Source organism: Paraburkholderia nodosa DSM 21604 (assembly GCF_000519185.1).
GTDB classification, from domain to species: domain Bacteria; phylum Pseudomonadota; class Gammaproteobacteria; order Burkholderiales; family Burkholderiaceae; genus Paraburkholderia; species Paraburkholderia nodosa.
Map to the genome: position 1 here is coordinate 69487 of NZ_JAFA01000005.1, position 19213 is coordinate 88699.

A 19213-nucleotide genomic window follows, 5' to 3' on the forward strand; every position below is an offset into this window, starting at 1 on the left:
TGCCATGATTTGCGATCGATCATGGTCATCCGGCTTCGCCCCGCAAGTTGTCTATTAACTCGGCGAAGCCCTTATTATAGCGACTTCCTTAAATTGTCGCAGAGTACCCTCGCGTGCCGTTCGTCGCCTTCCCCACAGTTCGCAAGCCGTGCCGCGGAGTTGCCGCATGCTAGGCAAACTCGGCTCTCGTTTCGCCATCGGCTTGCTCAAGCTGTTCGCGATCCTGCCCTATGGCTTCGTCGCGCGTCTGGGCGACGGCCTCGGCTGGCTGCTCTACCAGATCCCGAGCCGGCGCAAGCGCGTCGTTCATACGAATCTGCGCCTGTGCTTCCCCGAGTGGAGCGACGAAAAGCGCGAGGAAGTGGCGGGGCTGCACTTCCGTCACGCCATTCGCAGCTACATGGAGCGCAGCGTGCAATGGTTCGCCTCGGCGAAGAAGCTCGAAAAAATCGTCGAGCTCGACAGCGAGATCGATCTCACCGATCCGAACCTGCCGCCTACGCTCTTCCTCGGCCTGCATTTCGTGGGTATCGAGGCGGGCTCCATGTTCCTCAACTACTCGCTGCACCGGCCGTGCGGCTCGCTCTACCAGCCGTTCTCGAACCCAGAATTCGAAGCCGCGGCCAAGGCGGGACGCAGCCGTTTCGGCGCGGAAATGGTGAGCCGCGCGGACAGCGCGCGCGCCGTGCTGCGCTGGCTGCGCGACAAGAAACCCGTGATGCTCGGCGCCGACATGGACTACGGCATGCGCAATTCCACGTTCGTGCCCTTCTTCGGCGTGCCGGCGTGCACGCTCACTGCTGTGGGGCGTCTGGCGAAGGTGGGTCATGCGCAGGTCGTACCGTTCATCGGCGAGGTGTTGCCCAATTACAAGGGTTATCGGCTGAAAGTGTTCAAACCTTGGGAAAATTATCCAACCGGCGACGACGATCTCGACGCACGCCGCATGAACGCCTTCCTCGAAGAACAGATTCCGCGCATTCCCGAGCAGTACTACTGGGTCCACAGGCGCTTCAAGACGCGGCCGCCAGGCGAGCCGAGCGTCTACCGCTGAACGTTGCACACACGATCGAGGCCCGGGTTTTCGCCCGGGCCTCGCTTACAATAACGGCATGAAACTCAAATTCACCAAGATGCACGGCGCGGGCAACGACTTCGTCGTGCTCGACGGCTACAGCCAGGACCTCGCGCTCTCGCCCGAGCGCGTGCGCGCGCTCGCCGATCGCCACTTCGGCATCGGCGCGGACCAGTTGCTGCTGGTCGAGAAGCCGACCGTCGAAGGCGTGGACTTCCGCTATCGCATCTTCAATTGCGACGGCGGCGAGGTCGAGCACTGCGGCAACGGCGCGCGCTGCTTCGTGAAATTCGTGCGCGACCGCAAGCTCACCGATTCGAACCGCGTGCGCGTGCAGGTGCAGAAGGGCACGATCACGCTCGTCGTGCAGGAAAACGGTGAAGTCGTCGTCGACATGGACCGCCCCGAGTTCGAGCCGGCGCTCGTGCCGTTCAACGCGAACGGCCTCGAAGGCCGCCGCGAAGGCAACGACACGCTCTGGCCGCTCGACGTGAACGGCGCCCGGCGCTGGGTGTCGGTCGTCTCGATGGGCAACCCGCACGCGGTGCAGGTCGTGGACGACGTCGAGGCGTACCCGGTGAAGGCCGAAGGCGCGGTCATCGAAACGCATGCGCGTTTCCCGAACAAGGTGAATGCCGGTTTCATGCAGATCGTTTCGCGCCACGAAGTGAAGCTGCGCGTATTCGAGCGCGGCGCGGGCGAAACGCTCGCGTGCGGCACGGGCGCGTGCGCGGCCGTGGCGGCGGGTATTCGCCGCGGGCTGCTCGACACGCCCGTGAAGGTGCATACCCACGGCGGCCTGCTGACCATCGCCTGGGACGGCGCGCGCGACGAATCCACCGCGCTCACCATGGCGGGCCCGGCCACCACGGTATTCGAAGGCGAGATCGAGCTGGCCGACTAGCGCGCACCATCGGCGTCGTGCGGCGTGCGCAACGAGAGAACGTCGCGCCGCACGATTACGCAAAAACAATCAACCGCATGACAGCCTGCGCGCCGCCGTGCGCGCCTCACAACTACAACGCGTCCACAACATGAACGATCGCGAAGTTGCCGACTATCTGCTCGCCCACCCCGATTTTTTCGTTGAGCACGCCGAACTGCTCGCGACGATCAAGCTAGGCAATCCTCACGGCAAGGCTGCCGTCTCGCTGCAGGAACGCCAGATGGAAATGCTGCGCGAGAAGAACAAGCATCTCGAGCGGCGTCTTTCGGAGCTGCTTCGCTACGGTCACGAGAACGATTCGATCGCCGCGAAGTTCAACCGCTGGACCACGCGCATGATCGCCGAGCGCGATCCGTACGCGCTGCCGCGCTCGATCACGCAGAACCTGCGCGACGTGTTCGACATGCCGCAGGCCGCGCTGCGCGTGTGGGACGTGGCCGAGGCCTACAGCCAGGCCGATTTCGCGCGCCATACCGGCGAGGAAGTGCGCATCTTCGCGAACAGTCTCGACACGCCGTATTGCGGCGCGAACACCGGCTTCGAGGCCGCCCAATGGCTCGACTCGAGCGACGGCGCCGCCGAATCGGTCGCGATCATCGCGCTGCGCGCCCCCGCTGTCGCCTCGAACGACGCGCCAGTGGCCGAAGCCTTTGGCCTGCTGGTGATGGGCTCGCCCGACCCGCGCCGCTTCCACGAAGGCATGGCCACCGACTTTCTCACGCAGATCGGTGCACTCGCGAGCGCGGCGCTCTCGCGCCTGCTGCCGCACTGACACCCACCCAGGCCGCCCAACGTGAACCCGACCGACCCGATCGCCGACTACCTCGCGACGCTCGAACACGAGCGGCGGCTCTCGGAGCACACGCTGCGCGGCTACACGCATGAACTCGACGAGCTGAAGAAGCTCGCCAACGGCAAGCCGCTCGAAACGGTCAACGCCGCGCAAGTGCGCGGCGCGGTGGCGCGCGCGCATGCGGGCGGCCTCTCGGCGCGCTCGATCGCGCACCGGCTCTCGGCCTGGCGCGCCTTCTATCGCTGGCTCGCGGGGCGCATCGAGATGGACGCGAATCCCGTGGCCGCCGTGCGTGCGCCCAAGCGCGCCAAAACGCTGCCGAAGGCGCTTTCCGTCGACGACGCCGCGCATCTCATGGAAGCGCCCGCCATCGCCGGCACTCAGGAAGGCGGTCCCGAGGCGCTGCGCGACCACGCGATGCTCGAGTTGTTCTACTCGTCGGGGCTGCGGCTCGCCGAGCTCGTGGGACTCGACGTGCGTTACGTCAAGCGCGACGGCTACGAATCGGCGGGCTGGCTCAAGCGCGACGCCGCCGAAGTCGAGGTGCTGGGCAAGGGCAACCGTCACCGCATGGTGCCGGTCGGGCGCAAGGCGCTCGTCGCGCTCGACGCGTGGCTCGCCGCCCGCGGCGCCCTCGTGAAGCACGACGACGCCCCGCTCTTTCTCTCCGTGCGCGGCAACCGCATGGCGCCCGGCGTGGTGCGCGAGCGCGTGAAGCGCGCCGCCATTGCGGCGGGCATTCCCGCGAACGTGCACCCGCACGTGCTGCGGCACTCGTTCGCCACCCATCTGCTGCAGTCGAGCGGCGACCTGCGCGCCGTGCAGGAACTGCTCGGCCACGCGAGCATCTCGGCCACCCAGGTCTATACGTCGCTCGACTTTCAGCACCTCGCGAAGGTCTACGACACCGCGCATCCGCGCGCCAAAAAGCGCGATTGATACGCCACGGCGCTCGCGCAACGCTGCGCGACACCAGTGCCGTTACCCTGCATCGAACCCATCATGAATATCGTCACCCTCAAGCCGTCCAAAGAAAAATCCCTGCTGCGCCGCCATCCGTGGGTCTACGCGAACGCGATCGACCGCGTGGAAGGCAAGCCCGCGCCAGGCGCCACCGTCATCGTGCGCGCGGCCGACGGCCGCTTTCTCGGGCGCGCCGCCTACAGCCCGCATTCGCAGATCCGCGCGCGCGTGTGGAGCTTCGACGAAAACGAGCCGATCGACCACGCGTTCTTCAAGCGGCGCGTGCAGCGCGCCGTGGCCGACCGCCGTGCGATGGTGAGCGGCACGGGCGCGGTGCGCCTGATCTTCGGCGAGGCCGACGGTCTGCCTGGCCTGATCGTCGACTACTACATCGAGGATGGCGGCGACGGCCGCGGCCAGCTCGTGTGCCAGTTCATGGCGGCGGGCGTCGAGGCGTGGAAGGACGCGATCGTCGCCGCGCTCACGTCGGCCACGGGCTGCCCGAACGTCTACGAGCGCTCGGACGTGTCGATCCGCGAGAAGGAAGGGCTCGAACAGATCACCGGCCTGCTCGCCGGCGACGAACCGCCCGCAACGATCATCACGAGCGAGAACGGCGTGCGCTATCACGTCGACGTGCGCAACGGCCACAAGACCGGCTTCTACGTGGATCAGCGCGACAACCGCGCACTCGTGCAGACGTACGCGCGCGAGCGCGAGGTGCTCAACTGCTTCTGCTACACCGGCGGCTTCTCGCTCGCGGCCATGAAGGGCGGCGCGAAACGCGTGGTGTCGATCGATTCCTCGGGCGAAGCGCTCGCCACGGCGCAGAAGAACGTCGAGGCGAACGGCTTCGACGCCGCGCTCGCCGCCTGGCTCGACGCGGACGCCTTCAAGACGCTGCGCCGCCTCCACGACGAAGGCGAGCGCTTCGATCTCGTGGTGCTCGATCCGCCCAAGTTCGCGGCCTCGCGCGAACACGTGGACCGCGCCGCGCGCGCCTACAAGGACATCAATCTCACGGGTTTCAAGCTGCTGCGCCCGGGCGGCCTGCTGTTCACGTACTCGTGCTCGGGTGCGATCGATTCGGCGCTGTTCCAGAAGATCGTGGCCGGCGCCGCCGCCGACGCCAGGGTGGACGCGCGTATTCTCAAGCGCCTTGGCGCGGGTGTGGATCACCCGCTGCTCACGGCGTTCCCGGAAGGCGAATATCTGAAGGGCCTGCTGTTGCAAATCGCCTGAGACGGCCTTACTTGAGCTTTTTCGGCGGCGCGCTGGAGCACCTTTCGAATCGCTCGTTCGCGCCCCGATTGGGTCTCGCGCCCGGCCGCCGCATGCGGGCGCGGCGCAGATATGTTTCAATAGAAAGTTATGTCGTAACACTCGAAGGCAGCGACAGCACGAAGCGGCGCGCCTGAACGTACCCCTCGAACACCTACCAGGCAGACAGCATGGCAACCAGCATGATTCCCGTCACCATCCTGACCGGCTTTCTCGGCAGCGGCAAAACCACGCTGCTCAAGCGCATCCTGAACGAGAAGCACGGCATGAAGATCGCCGTGATCGAGAACGAGTTCGGCGAAGAGAACATCGACAACGAAATCCTCGTGCAGGACAGCACCGAGCAGATCATCCAGATGAGCAACGGCTGCATCTGCTGCACGATTCGCGGCGACCTCGCGCGCGTGCTCGGCGACCTCGTGCAGCAAAAGCGCGATGGCAAGCTGGACTTCGACCGCGTGGTGATCGAAACCACCGGCCTCGCCAATCCGGGCCCGGTCGCGCAGACGTTCTTCATGGATAACGAGATCGCCGACGAATTCCTGCTCGACGCGATCATCACGCTCGTGGACGCCAAGCACGGCAACCATCAGCTCGACGAGCACGAAGTGGTGCAGCGCCAGGTGGGTTTCGCCGACCGCCTCTTCATCACGAAGGCCGACCTCGTCGACGAAAACGAACTCGCCGACCTGCGTCATCGCGTGCTGCACATGAACCCGAAGGCGCAGATCCGCCAGGTGAATTTCGGCGAGGCCGACATCAAGGAAGTGTTCGACCTGCGCGGCTTCAACCTGAACGCTAAGCTCGAAATCGACCCCGACTTCCTCGCCGAAGACGATCACGCTCACGCGCATCACGATCATGACCATGATCACGCGCATGATCATGACCACGCCGATTGCGACCACGATCACGGCCAGTGCAGCCACGAAGGCCACGATCACGCCCACCACCATCACGCGCACCACGACGACAAGATCAAGTCGTTCGTCTACCGCAGCGACCGTCCGTTCGATCCGAACCGCCTGGAAGACTTCCTCGGCGGCATCCTGCAGATCTACGGCGAGCGCCTCTTGCGCTACAAGGGCGTGCTCTACATGAAGGGCGTGGACCGCAAGGTGGTATTTCAGGGCGTGCACCAGATGATGGGCAGCGACCTAGCCGCCAAATGGCTGCCGATCGAGAAGAAGGGCAGCAAGATGGTGTTCATCGGCATCGAGCTGCCGCAGGACCTCATCACCGACGGGCTCGACGCCTGCCTCGCCTGACAGACTTCCCCGCTTTTCCCGATACGCCCGGCCCGCTGCCGGGCGTTTTCGTCTGGAGTTTGTGCACTGCGACGCGGCCCGAGACTGAGTTTGCGGCCCGCGCAAGGAATTCCTGCCGGCTTCGTGCGTCAAATAACGTACCCGACCATCGCTTTTTCACGATTGGCGCGTTATATTTTCTGGATATCGACCGGTTCACAAACGGCATGGCGACAGGCGGGCCACCGCAGGGATTTCCCGCTTGCGGCGCGAGTTTGCGGTTCGGTTACAATACGGCCCCACTGGAAGAGAGGTGCCCCGGAATTCAGCCGAGGGACGCCCCGCCGGCAGCGCATCGCGTCGCAGCGCGCAGTCGGTACGATATATGCCTCAGGAGCATCTGATGACCGGTTTCCAGAGGAGTTCGGCCCCGCAGCGGCGCTTCGGGCGTCACGACAGTTCATCGTCCGTGCCCGCCAGCGCGCATATAACGGCGCGGTAACTGCGCCTGGCAAAGTGGTAAAGGTTGGTAAAGGCCACCGCGGCCACTGCGGGCAACACAAAAGTGCAGGCAAGATGTGCCAGTTTTGCCTCACTCATTGAAGAAGCAAGCCAGATGACGACGAAACGACTCTTGACCGAAGCCGAAATCCTGAAGATGAGCGACAAGGATTACATGAACGAGGATCAGCTCGCCTTCTTCAAGAACCGGCTCGAACAGCTGCAGGCGGAAATCCTCCGCAATGCGGGCCAGACCACCGAGAATCTGCGCGAAACCGTGATCGTTCCCGATCCGGCCGACCGCGCGACCATCGAAGAAGAGCATGCGCTCGAGCTGCGTACGCGCGACCGCGAACGCAAGCTGCTCAAGAAGGTGCAGCAATCGCTCGCTCGCATCGATTCCGGCGACTACGGCTGGTGCGAAGAAACGGGCGAGCCGATCGGCATCCCGCGTCTGCTCGCGCGTCCGACCGCCACGCTCTCGCTCGAAGCGCAAGAGCGCCGCGAACTGCGCCAGAAGCTGTTCGGCGATTGAGCTTTTTTCTGGCCGCGCAGCCCTGCTTGCGCGGCTAGCGACTTGCCTTCCCTGTCGAAGCGCACGGAGCCCCGTGCGCTTTTTTCTTTTGCGCGCGCCGTTGCACGCCCGGCCGCCGTGCCGTTTTCTGTGCCTGCGGGCCTTGATATGCCCATCGCCGCCCTAAACTCCAGGTGATATGCGCTCGCGGCGCCCGAGAGGCGCGCGCAGCGCACCCGGATTCAGGGCGGCGGCGCCCGCAGCGTGCACGACGCGCGAGCACCGCGGCGCCCACCCGAAAGCGGCAGGCACACCACCTTCGCACCCAACCCGGCATCAACGGTAAAAAGGAACGCACATGGAGCAATTTCACGGCACGACGATCGTATCCGTGCGGCGCGGCGACAAGGTCGCGCTCGGCGGCGACGGCCAGGTCACCCTCGGCAACATCGTCATGAAGGGTGGCGCGAAGAAGGTCCGGCGCATTTACGGCGGCAAGGTCATGGTCGGCTTCGCCGGCGGCACCGCCGACGCGTTCTCGCTGCTCGACCGCTTCGAAGCCAAGCTCGAAAAGCATCAGGGCAACCTCACGCGCGCCGCCGTCGAACTCGCCAAGGACTGGCGCACCGACCGCATGCTGCGCCGCCTCGAAGCCATGCTGATCGCCGCCGACCCGACCACCACGCTCGTGATCACCGGCAACGGCGACGTGCTCGACCCCGAAGAAGGCATCTGCGCGATCGGTTCGGGCGGCGCGTATGCGCAGGCCGCGGCCCGCGCGCTCCTGGAGAACACCGAACTCTCGCCGCGCGAGATCGTCGAAAAATCGCTCGAGATCGCGGGCGACATGTGTATCTACACGAACCACAATCGCGTGATCGAAACCATCGAATAACTCGCCAACCGACCGCACAGACGAGAAGGAATCAGGATGAGCACCATGACCCCCGCCGAGATCGTCTCGGAACTCGACAAGCACATCATCGGCCAGGCGAACGCGAAGAAGGCCGTGGCCGTCGCGCTGCGCAACCGCTGGCGCCGCCAGCAGGTCGCCGATCCGCTGCGCCAGGAAATCACGCCGAAGAACATCCTCATGATCGGGCCGACGGGCGTCGGCAAGACCGAAATCGCGCGCCGTCTCGCGAAGCTCGCGGACGCGCCGTTCATCAAGATCGAAGCGACCAAGTTCACCGAAGTGGGCTACGTGGGCCGCGACGTGGACAGCATCGTGCGCGACCTCATCGAAATCTCGGTGAAGCAGACGCGCGAAACCGAAATGCGCAAGGTGCGCAGCAAGGCCACGGATCAGGCCGAAGACCGCATCCTCGACATCCTGCTGCCGACGGCGCGCCCGGTAGGCTTCGGTTCGTCCGATGCGGCGAGCCACGCCGAAAGCGGCGACAACGCCACGCGTCAGACCTTCCGCAAACGCCTGCGCGAAGGCCAGCTGGACGACAAGGAAATCGAGCTGGACGTCGAGCAGCCGCAAGTCGGCATGGACATCATGGGCCCCCCGGGCATGGAAGACATGACCGAGCAGATCCGCTCGATGTTCGCCAATCTGGGCGGCGGCAAGAAAACGCGCCGCAAGCTCAAGGTGAAGGAAGCGCTCAAGGTCCTCACCGACGAAGAAGCGGCGAAGATGCTCAACGACGAAGAGGTCAAGCAAAAGGCCGTGCAGAACGTCGAGCAGAACGGCATCGTGTTCCTCGACGAAATCGACAAGATCGCCTCGCGCAACAACGAAGGCAGCGGCGGCGAAGTTTCGCGTCAGGGCGTGCAGCGCGATCTGCTGCCGCTCGTGGAAGGCACGACCATCAACACGAAATACGGGATGGTGAAGACCGATCACGTTCTGTTCATCGCGAGCGGCGCGTTCCATCTTTCGAGGCCGAGCGATCTGATTCCCGAACTGCAGGGCCGTTTCCCGATTCGCGTGGAACTCGACTCGCTCTCCGTGAAGGACTTCGAAGCGATTCTGGTCTCGACCGACGCGAGCCTCGTGAAGCAGTATCAGGCGCTGCTCGCAACCGAGGACGTGCATCTCGATTTCGCCGAAGACGGCATTCGCCGCCTCGCGGAAATCGCCTTCTCCGTGAACGAGAAGACCGAGAACATCGGCGCGCGCCGTCTCTACACGGTGATCGAAAAGCTGCTGGAAGATGTGTCGTTCGCGGCCGGCAATCACGCGGGCCAGAGTGTGACGATCGACGCCGCCTATGTCGACAAGGCGCTCGGCGAAGTGGCGCAGGACGAAGACCTGTCGCGTTACGTGCTCTAAACGTTACGCATGGCGCATGAAAAAGGGACCCCGCGGGGTCCCTTTTCTTTTGCCGCGCCGGGCTGTGCTTACTGGCGCACCGGGCGCTTCGCGAGCTTGCGCTGCAGCGTGCGCCGGTGCATGTTGAGCGCGCGCGCCGTGGCCGAGATGTTGCCGTTGTGCTCGGCCAGCACGCGCTGGATGTGCTCCCATTCGAGGCGCGCGACCGAGAGCGGCGCCGGGTGCTCGATGGCCTCTTCGGCCTGCATGGCGCTCGCATCGCTTTGGAGTGCCGAGAGAATCATCTCGACGTTGGCGGGCTTGGCCAGATAGTTGTCCGCGCCGTCCTTCACGGCCTGCACCGCCGTGGCGATGCTCGCATAGCCCGTGAGCACGAGCATGCGTGCGTCCGGCTGCAGTTCGCGCAGCGGCGCGATGAGCGACAGGCCTGAGTCGTTGCCGAGATGCAGGTCCACGGTGATCTGCGAGAACTTCTGCTGGTTGGCGAAGCGAATCGCCTCTTCCGCATTGTGTGCCTGCTTCACCTCGAAGCCGCGCCGCGTGAGGCCGCGCGTGAGGATGTCGGAGAACACTTCGTCGTCGTCGATGACCAGAAAACTCATATCGCTCATGCCTAATTCTCCGTGTTGTTACGCGGCGTCGGGCCGGGTCGGCCCCTCGCCTGATCCAATCTCCGAACCCGCGGGCGCTGCGCCCTCGCGCGCCGCCGCCGCGGGGCTCGCCTGACCCGCCTTGATCTGCTTCGCCGGCAGGCGCAGCACCGCACGGGTGCCGCGCGGGCGGCGCGGGTGCATGCCGCTGCCGGTTACGACGCCGGCCGACGTCTCGTCATCCGCGCCGCTCACTTCACCCGATGCGCTGCCGGGCGGCGTGACGTCGTTGAGCTCGATCGAGCCGCCAAGCCGCGCCGCCGACGAAAACGCCAGATACAGCCCGACGCCGTGGCCACCCTGAGTGCTGTCCACGGGCGCGGCGCCGATCGAGGCGCGCAGCGACGACGGAATGCCGGGCCCGGCATCGCAAACTTCGAAATCGACGTACCCGGCCCGCGCGGCCGCATAGGCGCGCAGCGTCACGAAATCGCGGCTGGCGCGCGCAGCGTTGTCGAGCAGGATGGTGAGGATCTGGCCGACGGCGACGGTGTCGTCGAGGGCGAAGTCGCCCGGTCCATTGTCGAGGAGTTCGAACTTCACGTGCGGATGGCGCAGGCGCCATTGCTCGACGAACGGCCCGAGCCATTCGCTCACGACCTGGCGGGCGCCCGTGGACGACGCGCGGCTTCTCAGCCGTGCGAGCGCCGAGGTGCAAAGCGAGATCTGCTTGTCGAGCAGTTCGAGGTCGGCGGCATACGGATCGAGGCCCTTGTCCGTGCGCGCGACGTCGCGCAGCTCCTCGGTGAGCATGGCGATGGTCGAGAGCGGCGTGCCGATCTCGTGCGCCACGGTGGCGGCCTGCACGCCCAGCGCCACGGCGCGCTCGTCGCGCAGCAGGCGCTGCTGCGCATCGCCGAGCGCGGTGTCGCGCTGGCGCAGCGCGCGCGACATGCGCGCAACGAACCACACGATCAGGCACACGCTCACCATGAAGTTCACCCACATGCCCGCGCGATAGTAGTCGAACAGGTTGGCGGGATTGTCGAGATTGAGCGGCACGTTGTCGAAGCCGAGCAGCACATAGCAGGCCACCGCGAAGGCCGCGAGCCAGGCGGTGAGATACCACGGCAGCACGGCGGCCGCGATGGCGAGCGAGGGCAGGTAGAGCGAGACGAACGGATTGGTCGTGCCGCCGGAAAGAAAAAGCAGCGCGGAAAGCGCGCCGAGATCGACCCAGAGCTGGCCGAACAGTTCGAGATTCGACTCGGGACGATCCTGCGTGACGCGCAGCCAGGTCACGCCGTTGAACGCCACTTCCATGGCGATCACGAACAGCATGGCGGGCAGCGGCAACTGCACGCCGATGAAGAGTTGCACGAATGCGATCGTACAGAGCTGGCCGATGATGGCGAGACTGCGCAGCCAGAACAGATGGCTGAGATTGACGCGAGCACTGACGGTTATGCGATGCATGCTGTCAGTTTACCGGTTAAGACTTATCTGATTCATCATCTTGAAAGGGTTTGCTTCAATCTATGTCATCCGCCGACCACATTCGCTTCGGCGCTTTCTGACAAGCAAGACGGAACAATGCAAGCCTCGCCCCCTGACGTACTTCACACTGTGCGCAATCTCTTTCTCGATTTCATCGACGCTGCCACCGCCAGTGGAACCGACAAGGCGACCGATGCGTCCGCACACGAATTGCTGGCCGCCACGCGCGCCGAGCTGCGCGGCCTGGACGACGACACGCTCGTGCTCATCGCCGCTCGCGCACAGGACAGCGCCCTGGCGCAAGAAGCCGTACGCCTGAGCGCCGCGATCGCCCGGCTCGCACCGGAGCGGGCCGCCGCGTGGTTCGCAGCGGGCCTCGCGCTGCAGTTTGCAAACCGTCACGCCGAAGCGGTAGAACCTTACCGCCACGCGCTGGGAATCGCGCGTACGTTTCCAAATCTGCGCAACAATCTTGCAACAGCTTTGATGCAGATCAATTTTGGAGACCGCGAGATTCTGCCGCTGCTCGAAGAAACGGTCGCCGAAGAGCCCGACAACGTCAACGCCTGGATCAACCTGGCCCGCGTGTTCCCAACCGATACCGACACGGCGCGGCCACTTCACGCCAGCCGCCGCGCGCTCGATCTCGCGCCGCAAAGCGCGCTCGCCCTGAACAACCATGCGATGGCCTGCAAGGAAACGCAGCAGTGGGACGAGGTCGAACGCGCCGCGCGCGCCGCCTGCCAGTATGCGCCCAACGACGCATCGCTACGCTTGAACCTGTCGATGACCCAGCTTCTGCGCGGCAACTATGCCGAAGGCTGGCCCGGACACGAGATGCGCTGGCAGGGGTCGAGTGAGCTGGCCATGGGCCGCCCGGTGTTCCCGAAGCCCGGGTGGCGAGGCGAGCCGCTCGCGGGCCGCACATTGCTGGTATGGGGCGAACAGGGCATGGGCGACCTGCTGCAATTCTGCCGCTACGTGCCCATGCTCGCCGAACGCGTGCATCGCGAAGGCGGCCGGCTCGTCTGGAATTCGTTTCCGCAGATGGGCGCGCTGCTCGCGCGCAGCCTGGGCAGCCATTGCGATCTGTACTGCGCGGGTGGCCCCGTCGAAAACCTGCCGCCCTACGATTGCGAAGTGTCGCTGTTGAGCCTGCCGCTCATTTTCGGCACCGAGGAAGCCACGATCCCGGGCCCCACGGGTTATCTCAAGGCCGATCCCGAGGCGGCGGCGCGCTGGCGCGAACGCCTTGCGGGTGAACAGCGCCTGAAGGTCGGGCTCGCGTGGACGGGCAGCCTCACGCACAAACGCAACCCGTTTCGTCGCGTCGGGCTCGAGCGGTACGCCCGGCATTTCGGCGGCATCGAGAGCGTGGCGTTCTATTCACTGCAGCCCGGCGCAGGGCAAGACATCGCCGCGGCGCGCGACGCGGGCTTCGAGGTGGCCGACTTCAGCGCTCAGTGGAAGACCTTCGACGACACCGCCGCGTTCGTCGACACGCTCGACCTGGTGATTTCCGTGTGCACGTCGAGCGCACACCTTGCGGGCGCGCTCGGCAAGCGCGCCTAGGTGCTGCTGGACGTGAATCCGCATTGGGTCTGGCTGCTGGATCGGCGCGACAGTCCGTGGTATCCGAATACCCGGCTGTACCGTCAAAAGGCGTTCAGACAGTGGGAGCCCGTGCTCGACGAAGTCGGCGCCGATCTCGCGGCGCTCGCGCGGAGTGCGCAACGCAGCGCGTAAGTCAGCGTGCACTTCATGGCATAGCGCTCCTGCCCTTCGGCGCGGCGCCCGCAGCCGGAGCCGCCGCGGCCGCGAGGCATTCGGGGCAGAGGCAGCGCCCACGCGGGTCCAGCTCGCTCGCGGGCAACGCGGGCAGCGACTTGCACCAGCAATCGAAGGGTTCGGTGTTCCTGCCGCAGTCGAAGCTGTTCCCGCAGCGCGGGCAGCGGGCGCTTTTCATGCCGGTGGCGGGCACGGCGGAGGCGGTCATGGCGCGCACTCCTCTCGAAGCCATGGGTTGGCGACAAGAAGATGATGCCACAGCCCGCGCCTCGCTTTTCACGCCCGCCATTTCCTGCCGATTTCGCCCCGTTTTGCGGCGCTGCCGATGCGCCCGCGCCCGTGTTGCGCATGTGCCTCGCCGAGCGCGAGATGCGCGTCGTTTTCCCCGCCCTTTTCTCTGCTGCACCGCGCCAGTCCTGTACAATCCGGCCTGTTTCGACCGTTTTGCCGCCGCGTTTTTCGTCCGCGGATCTTCGTCCGCGAGTTTCGTCTGTTTTTCGTCCAGTCTCCGCCGCCATGTCCGAGCCCATCGACCTTTCGCAGATCGCCCCCACCCTGAAAGCCGAAATTCTGGCCGAAGCGCTGCCTTACATTCGCCAGTATCACGGCAAGACCGTCGTCATCAAGTACGGCGGCAACGCGATGACCGAAGAGCGGCTCAAGCAGGGCTTCGCGCGCGACGTCATCCTGCTCAAGCTCGTGGGCATCAATCCGGTCATCGTGCACGGCGGCGGCCCGCAGATCGATACGGCGCTCAAGAAGATCGGCAAGCAAGGCACGTTCATCCAGGGCATGCGCGTGACCGACGAAGAAACCATGGAAGTCGTCGAGTGGGTGCTCGGCGGCGAAGTGCAGCAGGACATCGTCACGCTCATCAACCACTTCGGCGGCCACGCGGTCGGCCTGACCGGCAAGGACGGCGGCCTGATCCACGCGCGCAAGCTGATGATGCCGGACCGCGACAACCCCGGTCAGTACATCGACATCGGCCAGGTGGGCGAAGTCGAGGCCATCAACCCGGCGGTCGTGAAGGCGCTCCAGGACGACGCGTTCATTCCGGTGATCTCGCCGATCGGCTTCGGCGAAGACGGCCTCTCGTACAACATCAACGCGGACCTCGTGGCGGGCAAGCTCGCGGTGGTGCTCAACGCCGAAAAGCTCGTGATGATGACGAACATCCCGGGCGTGATGGACAAGGCGGGCAATCTGCTCACCGACCTCTCGGCGCGTGAAATCGACGCCCTCTTCGAAGACGGCACGATCTCGGGCGGCATGCTGCCGAAGATCTCGTCGGCGCTCGACGCGGCCAAGAGCGGCGTGCGCTCGGTGCACATCATCGACGGCCGCATCGAACACTCCGTGCTGCTGGAAATCCTGACCGAACAACCGTTCGGCACGATGATCCGCTCGCACTAAGCCCCTTCCTCCCGGCGGCGGCGCCGTGCCGCCGCCGCGTCTCACGTCCGCGATGACCGACTCCAGCCTTCATGCCAGGCGTGCCCGGCGCCGGCCGCGCCGCGTCGCCCGCACAGCGGGCGGCCCCAGCTATGGCGCCCCCACCTTGCGCGGCCCCGTCTGGCTCTTCGACCTCGACAACACGCTGCACAATGCGTCGCGCGCGATCTTCCCGGCCATCAACGCCGGCATGACGCAGTACATCGTCGACGCGCTCGGCGTGAGCCGCGACGAAGCCAATCATCTGCGCACGAGCTACACGCGCCGCTACGGCGCGACGCTGCTCGGCCTCACGCGCCATCATCCGATCGACCCGCACGACTTCCTCAAGGTCGTGCACACCTTCGACGACCTGCAGGGCATGCTGCACGCCGAGCGCGGCCTCGCCCGCACGCTCGCCGCCCTGCCCGGACGCAAGATCGTTCTCACCAACGGTCCCGAGGACTACGCGCACGCAGTGCTCGCGGCGCTCGGCATCGAGCGGCTGTTCGAACGCGTGATCGCCATCGAAGGCATGCGCTCGCGCAGCCACTGGCGCGCCAAGCCCGACTGCGCGATGCTGCGCGGCACGCTGCGCCGGGCGGGCGTGGCGCTCGCCGATGCGATCCTGATCGAAGACACGCGCAGCCACCTCAAGCGCTACCGGCGCCTCGGCATCCGCACCGTCTGGATCACCGGGCATTTGCCGCCGCATCTGCCGGGCACCGGCAGGCCTCACTATGTCGATCGTCGCATTCGTTCGCTAAAATCTCTGAAACCAGGCCTGCAGTCGGGACGCTCGAAGTAAAACGGGGGAGCGCACACCCAGAGGCCAACGCCAGGGACGATATCCATGCAGCCGACACAAACGCGTGAAGCAGTCGAAGCAGCAGATTCGCCGGGCGCGGCCCGCCGCGCCCCCCGCCCGAAACCGGGCGAACGCCGTATCCACATTCTCCAGACGCTCGCCAGCATGCTCGAGGCGCCGCGCGGCGAAAAAATCACCACCGCGGCGCTGGCCGCGCGCCTGGGGGTTTCCGAGGCCGCGCTGTATCGCCATTTCGCGAGCAAGGCCCAGATGTACGAGGGCCTGATCGATTTCATCGAGCAGACACTCTTCGGGCTCATCAACCAGATCGTCGAAAAAGAGCCGAGCGGCGTCCTGCAGGCGCGCGCAATCGCCCTGATGCTCGTCAACTTTTCGACACGCAACGCCGGCATGACCCGCGTACTGACCTGCGAAGCCCTCGTGGGCGAGCACGAGCGCCTCGCCGAGCGCGTGAACCAGATGCTCGATCGCGTCGAGGCGTCGCTGCGCCAGTGCCTGCGCGTCGACCTCGCGCAGGAGGCCGAGCGCAAGGCAATTTCGGGGTCTGACCATGTCAACGCGAAGGCTGCCGCCAAAGGATACGATCCAACGGTCCGGGCGAATCTGGTCGTGCGCTATGTGATCGGTTGCTGGCATCGCTATGCGCAAAGCGGCTTCACGCGTTCACCGAGCGAGCACGCCGACGAGCAGATCCGCATCATTCTTCAATAGCGCGGCCGCGCGGCGTCTTTCCGCGGCGGTGGCTCGCGTCGCTACCAGGAGAACCGCCGCATGAACCGTCCCGTTCCTCCCCTCGGCCTGCCGCCCATCCTGATGGGCCTGTCCGCCCATTGGGGCTGGCTCGTCGCGCGCGGCATCGCCGCCATCCTCTTCGGCGTGCTCGCCTTCTCGCTGCCCGGTCTCACCGTGCTCACGCTCGCCATCGTCTGGGGCGCCTACGCCATCGTCGACGGCGCGTTCGCGCTCATCTACGGTGCGCGGGGCGGCGGCCGGCGGCGCTGGACCTACGTCATCATCGGTCTGATCGGCGTGATCGCGGGCCTCGTGGCGTTCTTCTGGCCCGGCGAGACCGCCATCGTCCTCGTGATGATCATCGGCGTGTGGGCGTTCTTCACTGGCATCTTCGAAATCGTCTACGCGATCCAGTACCGGCACGCCATCGCGCATCCGTGGGCGGTCGGGATTTCGGGGCTGCTCTCGGCAACGGTGGGCTTCTTCTTCGCGATGTTCCCCGGCGCAGGCGCGCTCTCGCTGATCTGGGTGATCGCCGCCTATGCGGTCCTCTACGGCCTCCTGATGATCATCGCGGCCTTGCAGCTGCGGCGCTGGCGCAACGCGCATCCTTCTGCGCCCGGGAAGTGATAAGGCTTCGCGGCCTCGCGCGGTGCGCGGGCACGTGAAGCGGCGGTGCCAATGCGCCGGGCGGCAGCGCGCCGCCCGGGCCGCCTTTCCCTTGCTCCGCGTCGCTTTGCACTTTTTCCGATATACTCTGCGTTCCTTTTGCAATACCCACGCGCCGATTTGCTGACTCGATTGCGGGCGCGTGAACTCCCAGGGCCTGGGCCCCGGAGTTCGATATAAATGCGGCTAAAGAGGTCGTCAGCTGCGCCAATCCTTTCGCACTCCGCGCCCGCCGACACCGTTTAGCCGCCCGAAAAACCAAGGCGGAACGAATGGAATCGATCGGCATCGTCGCTCCTCAAACACTGCATTTCGACGAGCCTCTGCAACTGCAGAACGGCACGGCGCTGGCCGGGTACGACCTCGTGGTCGAAACCTACGGCACGCTCAACGCCGCGCGCAGCAACGCGGTGCTCGTCTGCCACGCGCTCAATGCGTCGCACCACGTGGCGGGCGTCTACGCGGACGACCCCAAGAACGTGGGCTGGTGGGACAACATGGTCGGCCCGGGCAAGCCGCTCGACACCAACCGCTTCTTCGTGATCGGCGTGAACAATCTCGGCTCGTGCTTCGGCTCGACCGGACCGATGAGTATCGACCCGGCCACCGGCCAGCCCTATGGCGCGAAGTTTCCGGTCGTGACCGTCGAGGACTGGGTGGACGCCCAGGCGCGCGTGGCCGATCGCTTCGGCATCGAGAAGTTCGCTGCGGTGATGGGCGGCAGCCTCGGCGGCATGCAGGCGCTCGCATGGAGCCTGCGCTATCCGGATCGCCTCGGCCACTGCATCGTGGTCGCCTCCACCCCCAAGCTCTCGGCGCAGAACATCGCGTTCAACGAGGTCGCGCGCTCGGCCATCCTCTCGGACCCCGACTTCCATGGCGGCGACTACTACGCCCACCACGTGAAGCCGCGCCGCGGCCTGCGCGTGGCGCGCATGATCGGCCACATCACCTATCTGTCCGACGACGACATGGCCGAAAAATTCGGCCGGGCGCTGCGTCGGGCGGAAGGCGCCGAGAACGCATACAACTTCAACTTCGACGTGGAATTCGAAGTGGAGTCGTACCTGCGCTATCAGGGCGACAAGTTCGCCGACTACTTCGACGCCAACACCTACCTGCTGATCACGCGCGCGCTCGATTACTTCGACCCCGCCAAGGCGTATGACGGCGACCTCACGCGCGCGCTCGCGCACACGAAGGCGAAATATCTCGTGGCGAGCTTCGCGACCGACTGGCGTTTCGCGCCCGCGCGCTCGCGCGAACTCGTGAAGGCGCTGCTCGATCACAAGCGCCAGGTGACCTACGCGGAAATCGACGCGCCGCACGGCCACGACGCCTTCCTGCTCGACGACGCGCGCTATCACAATGTGGTGCGCGCTTACTACGAACGTATTGCTGCTGAGGTGGGCGTATGAACCAGAGCGCTTTCGACAGTCTTTCCGCCCGTCCCGACTTTCGCACCATCGCGCGCTGGATCGAACCGCGCGCGAAGGTGCTCGACCTCGGCTGCGGCGACGGCTCGCTGCTCTCGCTGCTCACCGAGGAGCTGGAGTGCACGGGCTACGGCATCGAGATCAACGACGCGGGTGTGCTCGCTTCGGTGAAGAACGGCATCAACGTGATCCAGCAGAATCTGGAAGACGGCCTGCGCCTGTTCGAGGACGCGAGCTTCGATTTCGCGGTCCTCTCGCAAACGCTGCAGACCATTCACCAGACGGCCGCCATCCTGCGCGAGACGGCGCGCGTGGGCAAGGAGTGCATCGTCTCGTTCCCGAACTTCGGCTACTGGCCGCACCGGCTCTCGGTGCTGCGCGGACGCATGCCGGTCTCGAAGTCGCTGCCCTACCAGTGGCACAACACGCCGAACGTGCGTGTTCTCACGGTGAAGGACTTCGAGGCGCTCGCGCCCGAGGTGGGCATCGAAATTCTCGACCGCGCCGTGCTCCATGGGGGTCAGACCGTTAGATGGGGTGTGAACTGGCGTGGTAGTCTTGCGGTCTATCGCGTGAGAAAAAAATGACGCCGTGCGCGGCGTCGCGTGTTTTTCTGCCCGACCGGTTCGCCAGGAAC

At 65.5% G+C, this 19213-nt stretch carries 20 protein-coding genes; 17 read left to right on the forward strand and 3 right to left on the reverse strand.

The window, feature by feature from the left end:
* Window positions 1–166: 166 nt before the first annotated feature.
* From A3CW_RS0108555 to hslU, 9 genes are all read left to right on the forward strand, one after another.
* Window positions 167–1054, forward strand: coding sequence for a lipid A biosynthesis lauroyl acyltransferase (locus A3CW_RS0108555; RefSeq protein ID WP_028203183.1), 888 nt, complete (start codon window positions 167–169; stop codon window positions 1052–1054).
* A 58-nt stretch (window positions 1055–1112) separates the two neighbouring features.
* Window positions 1113–1979 (forward strand): diaminopimelate epimerase, encoded by an 867-nt coding sequence (dapF, locus tag A3CW_RS0108560; RefSeq protein ID WP_028203184.1) that lies wholly within the window; start codon window positions 1113–1115, stop codon window positions 1977–1979.
* Window positions 1980–2109: 130 nt separating this feature from the next.
* A complete protein-coding gene (locus A3CW_RS0108565) occupies window positions 2110–2793 on the forward strand; it encodes a DUF484 family protein (RefSeq protein ID WP_028203185.1) in 684 nt (227 codons plus the stop codon).
* A 21-nt stretch (window positions 2794–2814) separates the two neighbouring features.
* Entirely contained in the window at window positions 2815–3753 is a 939-nt protein-coding gene (gene xerC / locus A3CW_RS0108570; protein ID WP_028203186.1) for a tyrosine recombinase XerC, read from the forward strand.
* Window positions 3754–3816: 63 nt separating this feature from the next.
* Window positions 3817–5019 (forward strand): class I SAM-dependent rRNA methyltransferase, encoded by a 1203-nt coding sequence (locus A3CW_RS0108575; RefSeq protein ID WP_028203187.1) that lies wholly within the window; start codon window positions 3817–3819, stop codon window positions 5017–5019.
* Window positions 5020–5240: 221 nt separating this feature from the next.
* Window positions 5241–6326 (forward strand): CobW family GTP-binding protein, encoded by a 1086-nt coding sequence (locus A3CW_RS0108580; RefSeq protein ID WP_028203188.1) that lies wholly within the window; start codon window positions 5241–5243, stop codon window positions 6324–6326.
* 595 nt (window positions 6327–6921) lie between these two features.
* A complete protein-coding gene (gene dksA / locus A3CW_RS0108585) occupies window positions 6922–7341 on the forward strand; it encodes an RNA polymerase-binding protein DksA (RefSeq protein ID WP_028203189.1) in 420 nt (139 codons plus the stop codon).
* Between the two features lie 337 nt (window positions 7342–7678).
* Window positions 7679–8215 carry an ATP-dependent protease subunit HslV gene (hslV, locus tag A3CW_RS0108590; RefSeq protein ID WP_028203190.1) on the forward strand — a complete coding sequence of 179 codons (537 nt, stop codon included), beginning with the start codon at window positions 7679–7681 and terminating at the stop codon, window positions 8213–8215.
* 36 nt (window positions 8216–8251) lie between these two features.
* On the forward strand, window positions 8252–9601 hold the full coding sequence (gene hslU / locus A3CW_RS0108595) for an ATP-dependent protease ATPase subunit HslU (RefSeq protein ID WP_028203191.1): 1350 nt from the start codon (window positions 8252–8254) through the stop codon (window positions 9599–9601).
* Between the two features lie 68 nt (window positions 9602–9669).
* On the opposite strand, the gene A3CW_RS0108600 is transcribed toward hslU, so the two are convergent.
* Both A3CW_RS0108600 and A3CW_RS45710 read right to left on the reverse strand, forming a co-directional pair.
* Window positions 9670–10212, reverse strand: a complete 543-nt coding sequence (locus tag A3CW_RS0108600) for a response regulator transcription factor (RefSeq protein WP_028203192.1) — start codon at window positions 10210–10212, stop codon at window positions 9670–9672.
* An 18-nt stretch (window positions 10213–10230) separates the two neighbouring features.
* Complete coding sequence (locus A3CW_RS45710; protein ID WP_051481329.1) at window positions 10231–11667, reverse strand: ATP-binding protein; 1437 nt, start codon at window positions 11665–11667, stop codon at window positions 10231–10233.
* 117 nt (window positions 11668–11784) lie between these two features.
* Here A3CW_RS45710 and A3CW_RS45715 point away from each other — a divergent pair, with 117 nt between their 5' ends.
* Window positions 11785–13260, forward strand: coding sequence for a hypothetical protein (locus tag A3CW_RS45715; protein WP_407669719.1), 1476 nt, complete (start codon window positions 11785–11787; stop codon window positions 13258–13260).
* 12 nt (window positions 13261–13272) lie between these two features.
* Complete coding sequence (locus tag A3CW_RS54540) at window positions 13273–13434, forward strand: hypothetical protein (RefSeq protein ID WP_407669720.1); 162 nt, start codon at window positions 13273–13275, stop codon at window positions 13432–13434.
* A 13-nt stretch (window positions 13435–13447) separates the two neighbouring features.
* On the opposite strand, the gene A3CW_RS0108615 is transcribed toward A3CW_RS54540, so the two are convergent.
* The gene (locus tag A3CW_RS0108615; protein ID WP_028203193.1) at window positions 13448–13684 is read right to left on the reverse strand and encodes a cysteine-rich CWC family protein; all 237 of its coding nucleotides are present in this window, start codon (window positions 13682–13684) and stop codon (window positions 13448–13450) included.
* Between the two features lie 308 nt (window positions 13685–13992).
* Here A3CW_RS0108615 and argB point away from each other — a divergent pair, with 308 nt between their 5' ends.
* From argB to metW, 6 genes are all read left to right on the forward strand, one after another.
* A complete protein-coding gene (gene argB / locus A3CW_RS0108620) occupies window positions 13993–14892 on the forward strand; it encodes an acetylglutamate kinase (RefSeq protein WP_028203194.1) in 900 nt (299 codons plus the stop codon).
* Between the two features lie 52 nt (window positions 14893–14944).
* Window positions 14945–15718 carry a pyrimidine 5'-nucleotidase gene (locus A3CW_RS0108625; protein WP_028203195.1) on the forward strand — a complete coding sequence of 258 codons (774 nt, stop codon included), beginning with the start codon at window positions 14945–14947 and terminating at the stop codon, window positions 15716–15718.
* Between the two features lie 45 nt (window positions 15719–15763).
* On the forward strand, window positions 15764–16450 hold the full coding sequence (slmA, locus tag A3CW_RS0108630; protein ID WP_028203196.1) for a nucleoid occlusion factor SlmA: 687 nt from the start codon (window positions 15764–15766) through the stop codon (window positions 16448–16450).
* A gap of 60 nt (window positions 16451–16510) precedes the next feature.
* Window positions 16511–17101: an HdeD family acid-resistance protein gene (locus A3CW_RS0108635; protein ID WP_051481330.1), complete on the forward strand. Its 591-nt coding sequence runs from the start codon at window positions 16511–16513 to the stop codon at window positions 17099–17101.
* Window positions 17102–17412: 311 nt separating this feature from the next.
* Window positions 17413–18558, forward strand: a complete 1146-nt coding sequence (gene metX, locus A3CW_RS0108640; RefSeq protein ID WP_028203198.1) for a homoserine O-succinyltransferase MetX — start codon at window positions 17413–17415, stop codon at window positions 18556–18558.
* The gene (metW, locus tag A3CW_RS0108645; RefSeq protein ID WP_028203199.1) at window positions 18555–19163 is read left to right on the forward strand and encodes a methionine biosynthesis protein MetW; all 609 of its coding nucleotides are present in this window, start codon (window positions 18555–18557) and stop codon (window positions 19161–19163) included. Before metX ends, metW begins: the two co-directional genes overlap by 4 nt.
* Window positions 19164–19213: the final 50 nt, after the last annotated feature.

Coding starts and splice junctions, on each gene's coding strand:
- A3CW_RS0108635 (WP_051481330.1), top strand. CDS start 16,511: ATGAACCGTCCCGTTCCTCCCCTCGGCCTGCCGCCCATCCTGATGGGC.
- A3CW_RS0108565 (WP_028203185.1), top strand. CDS start 2,110: ATGAACGATCGCGAAGTTGCCGACTATCTGCTCGCCCACCCCGATTTT.
- hslV (WP_028203190.1), top strand. CDS start 7,679: ATGGAGCAATTTCACGGCACGACGATCGTATCCGTGCGGCGCGGCGAC.
- argB (WP_028203194.1), top strand. CDS start 13,993: ATGTCCGAGCCCATCGACCTTTCGCAGATCGCCCCCACCCTGAAAGCC.
- dapF (WP_028203184.1), top strand. CDS start 1,113: ATGAAACTCAAATTCACCAAGATGCACGGCGCGGGCAACGACTTCGTC.
- slmA (WP_028203196.1), top strand. CDS start 15,764: ATGCAGCCGACACAAACGCGTGAAGCAGTCGAAGCAGCAGATTCGCCG.
- A3CW_RS0108625 (WP_028203195.1), top strand. CDS start 14,945: ATGACCGACTCCAGCCTTCATGCCAGGCGTGCCCGGCGCCGGCCGCGC.
- A3CW_RS0108615 (WP_028203193.1), bottom strand. CDS start 13,684: ATGACCGCCTCCGCCGTGCCCGCCACCGGCATGAAAAGCGCCCGCTGC.
- hslU (WP_028203191.1), top strand. CDS start 8,252: ATGAGCACCATGACCCCCGCCGAGATCGTCTCGGAACTCGACAAGCAC.
- dksA (WP_028203189.1), top strand. CDS start 6,922: ATGACGACGAAACGACTCTTGACCGAAGCCGAAATCCTGAAGATGAGC.
- A3CW_RS0108580 (WP_028203188.1), top strand. CDS start 5,241: ATGATTCCCGTCACCATCCTGACCGGCTTTCTCGGCAGCGGCAAAACC.
- metW (WP_028203199.1), top strand. CDS start 18,555: ATGAACCAGAGCGCTTTCGACAGTCTTTCCGCCCGTCCCGACTTTCGC.
- A3CW_RS0108600 (WP_028203192.1), bottom strand. CDS start 10,212: ATGAGCGATATGAGTTTTCTGGTCATCGACGACGACGAAGTGTTCTCC.
- A3CW_RS45710 (WP_051481329.1), bottom strand. CDS start 11,667: ATGCATCGCATAACCGTCAGTGCTCGCGTCAATCTCAGCCATCTGTTC.
- A3CW_RS0108555 (WP_028203183.1), top strand. CDS start 167: ATGCTAGGCAAACTCGGCTCTCGTTTCGCCATCGGCTTGCTCAAGCTG.
- metX (WP_028203198.1), top strand. CDS start 17,413: ATGGAATCGATCGGCATCGTCGCTCCTCAAACACTGCATTTCGACGAG.
- A3CW_RS0108575 (WP_028203187.1), top strand. CDS start 3,817: ATGAATATCGTCACCCTCAAGCCGTCCAAAGAAAAATCCCTGCTGCGC.
- A3CW_RS45715 (WP_407669719.1), top strand. CDS start 11,785: ATGCAAGCCTCGCCCCCTGACGTACTTCACACTGTGCGCAATCTCTTT.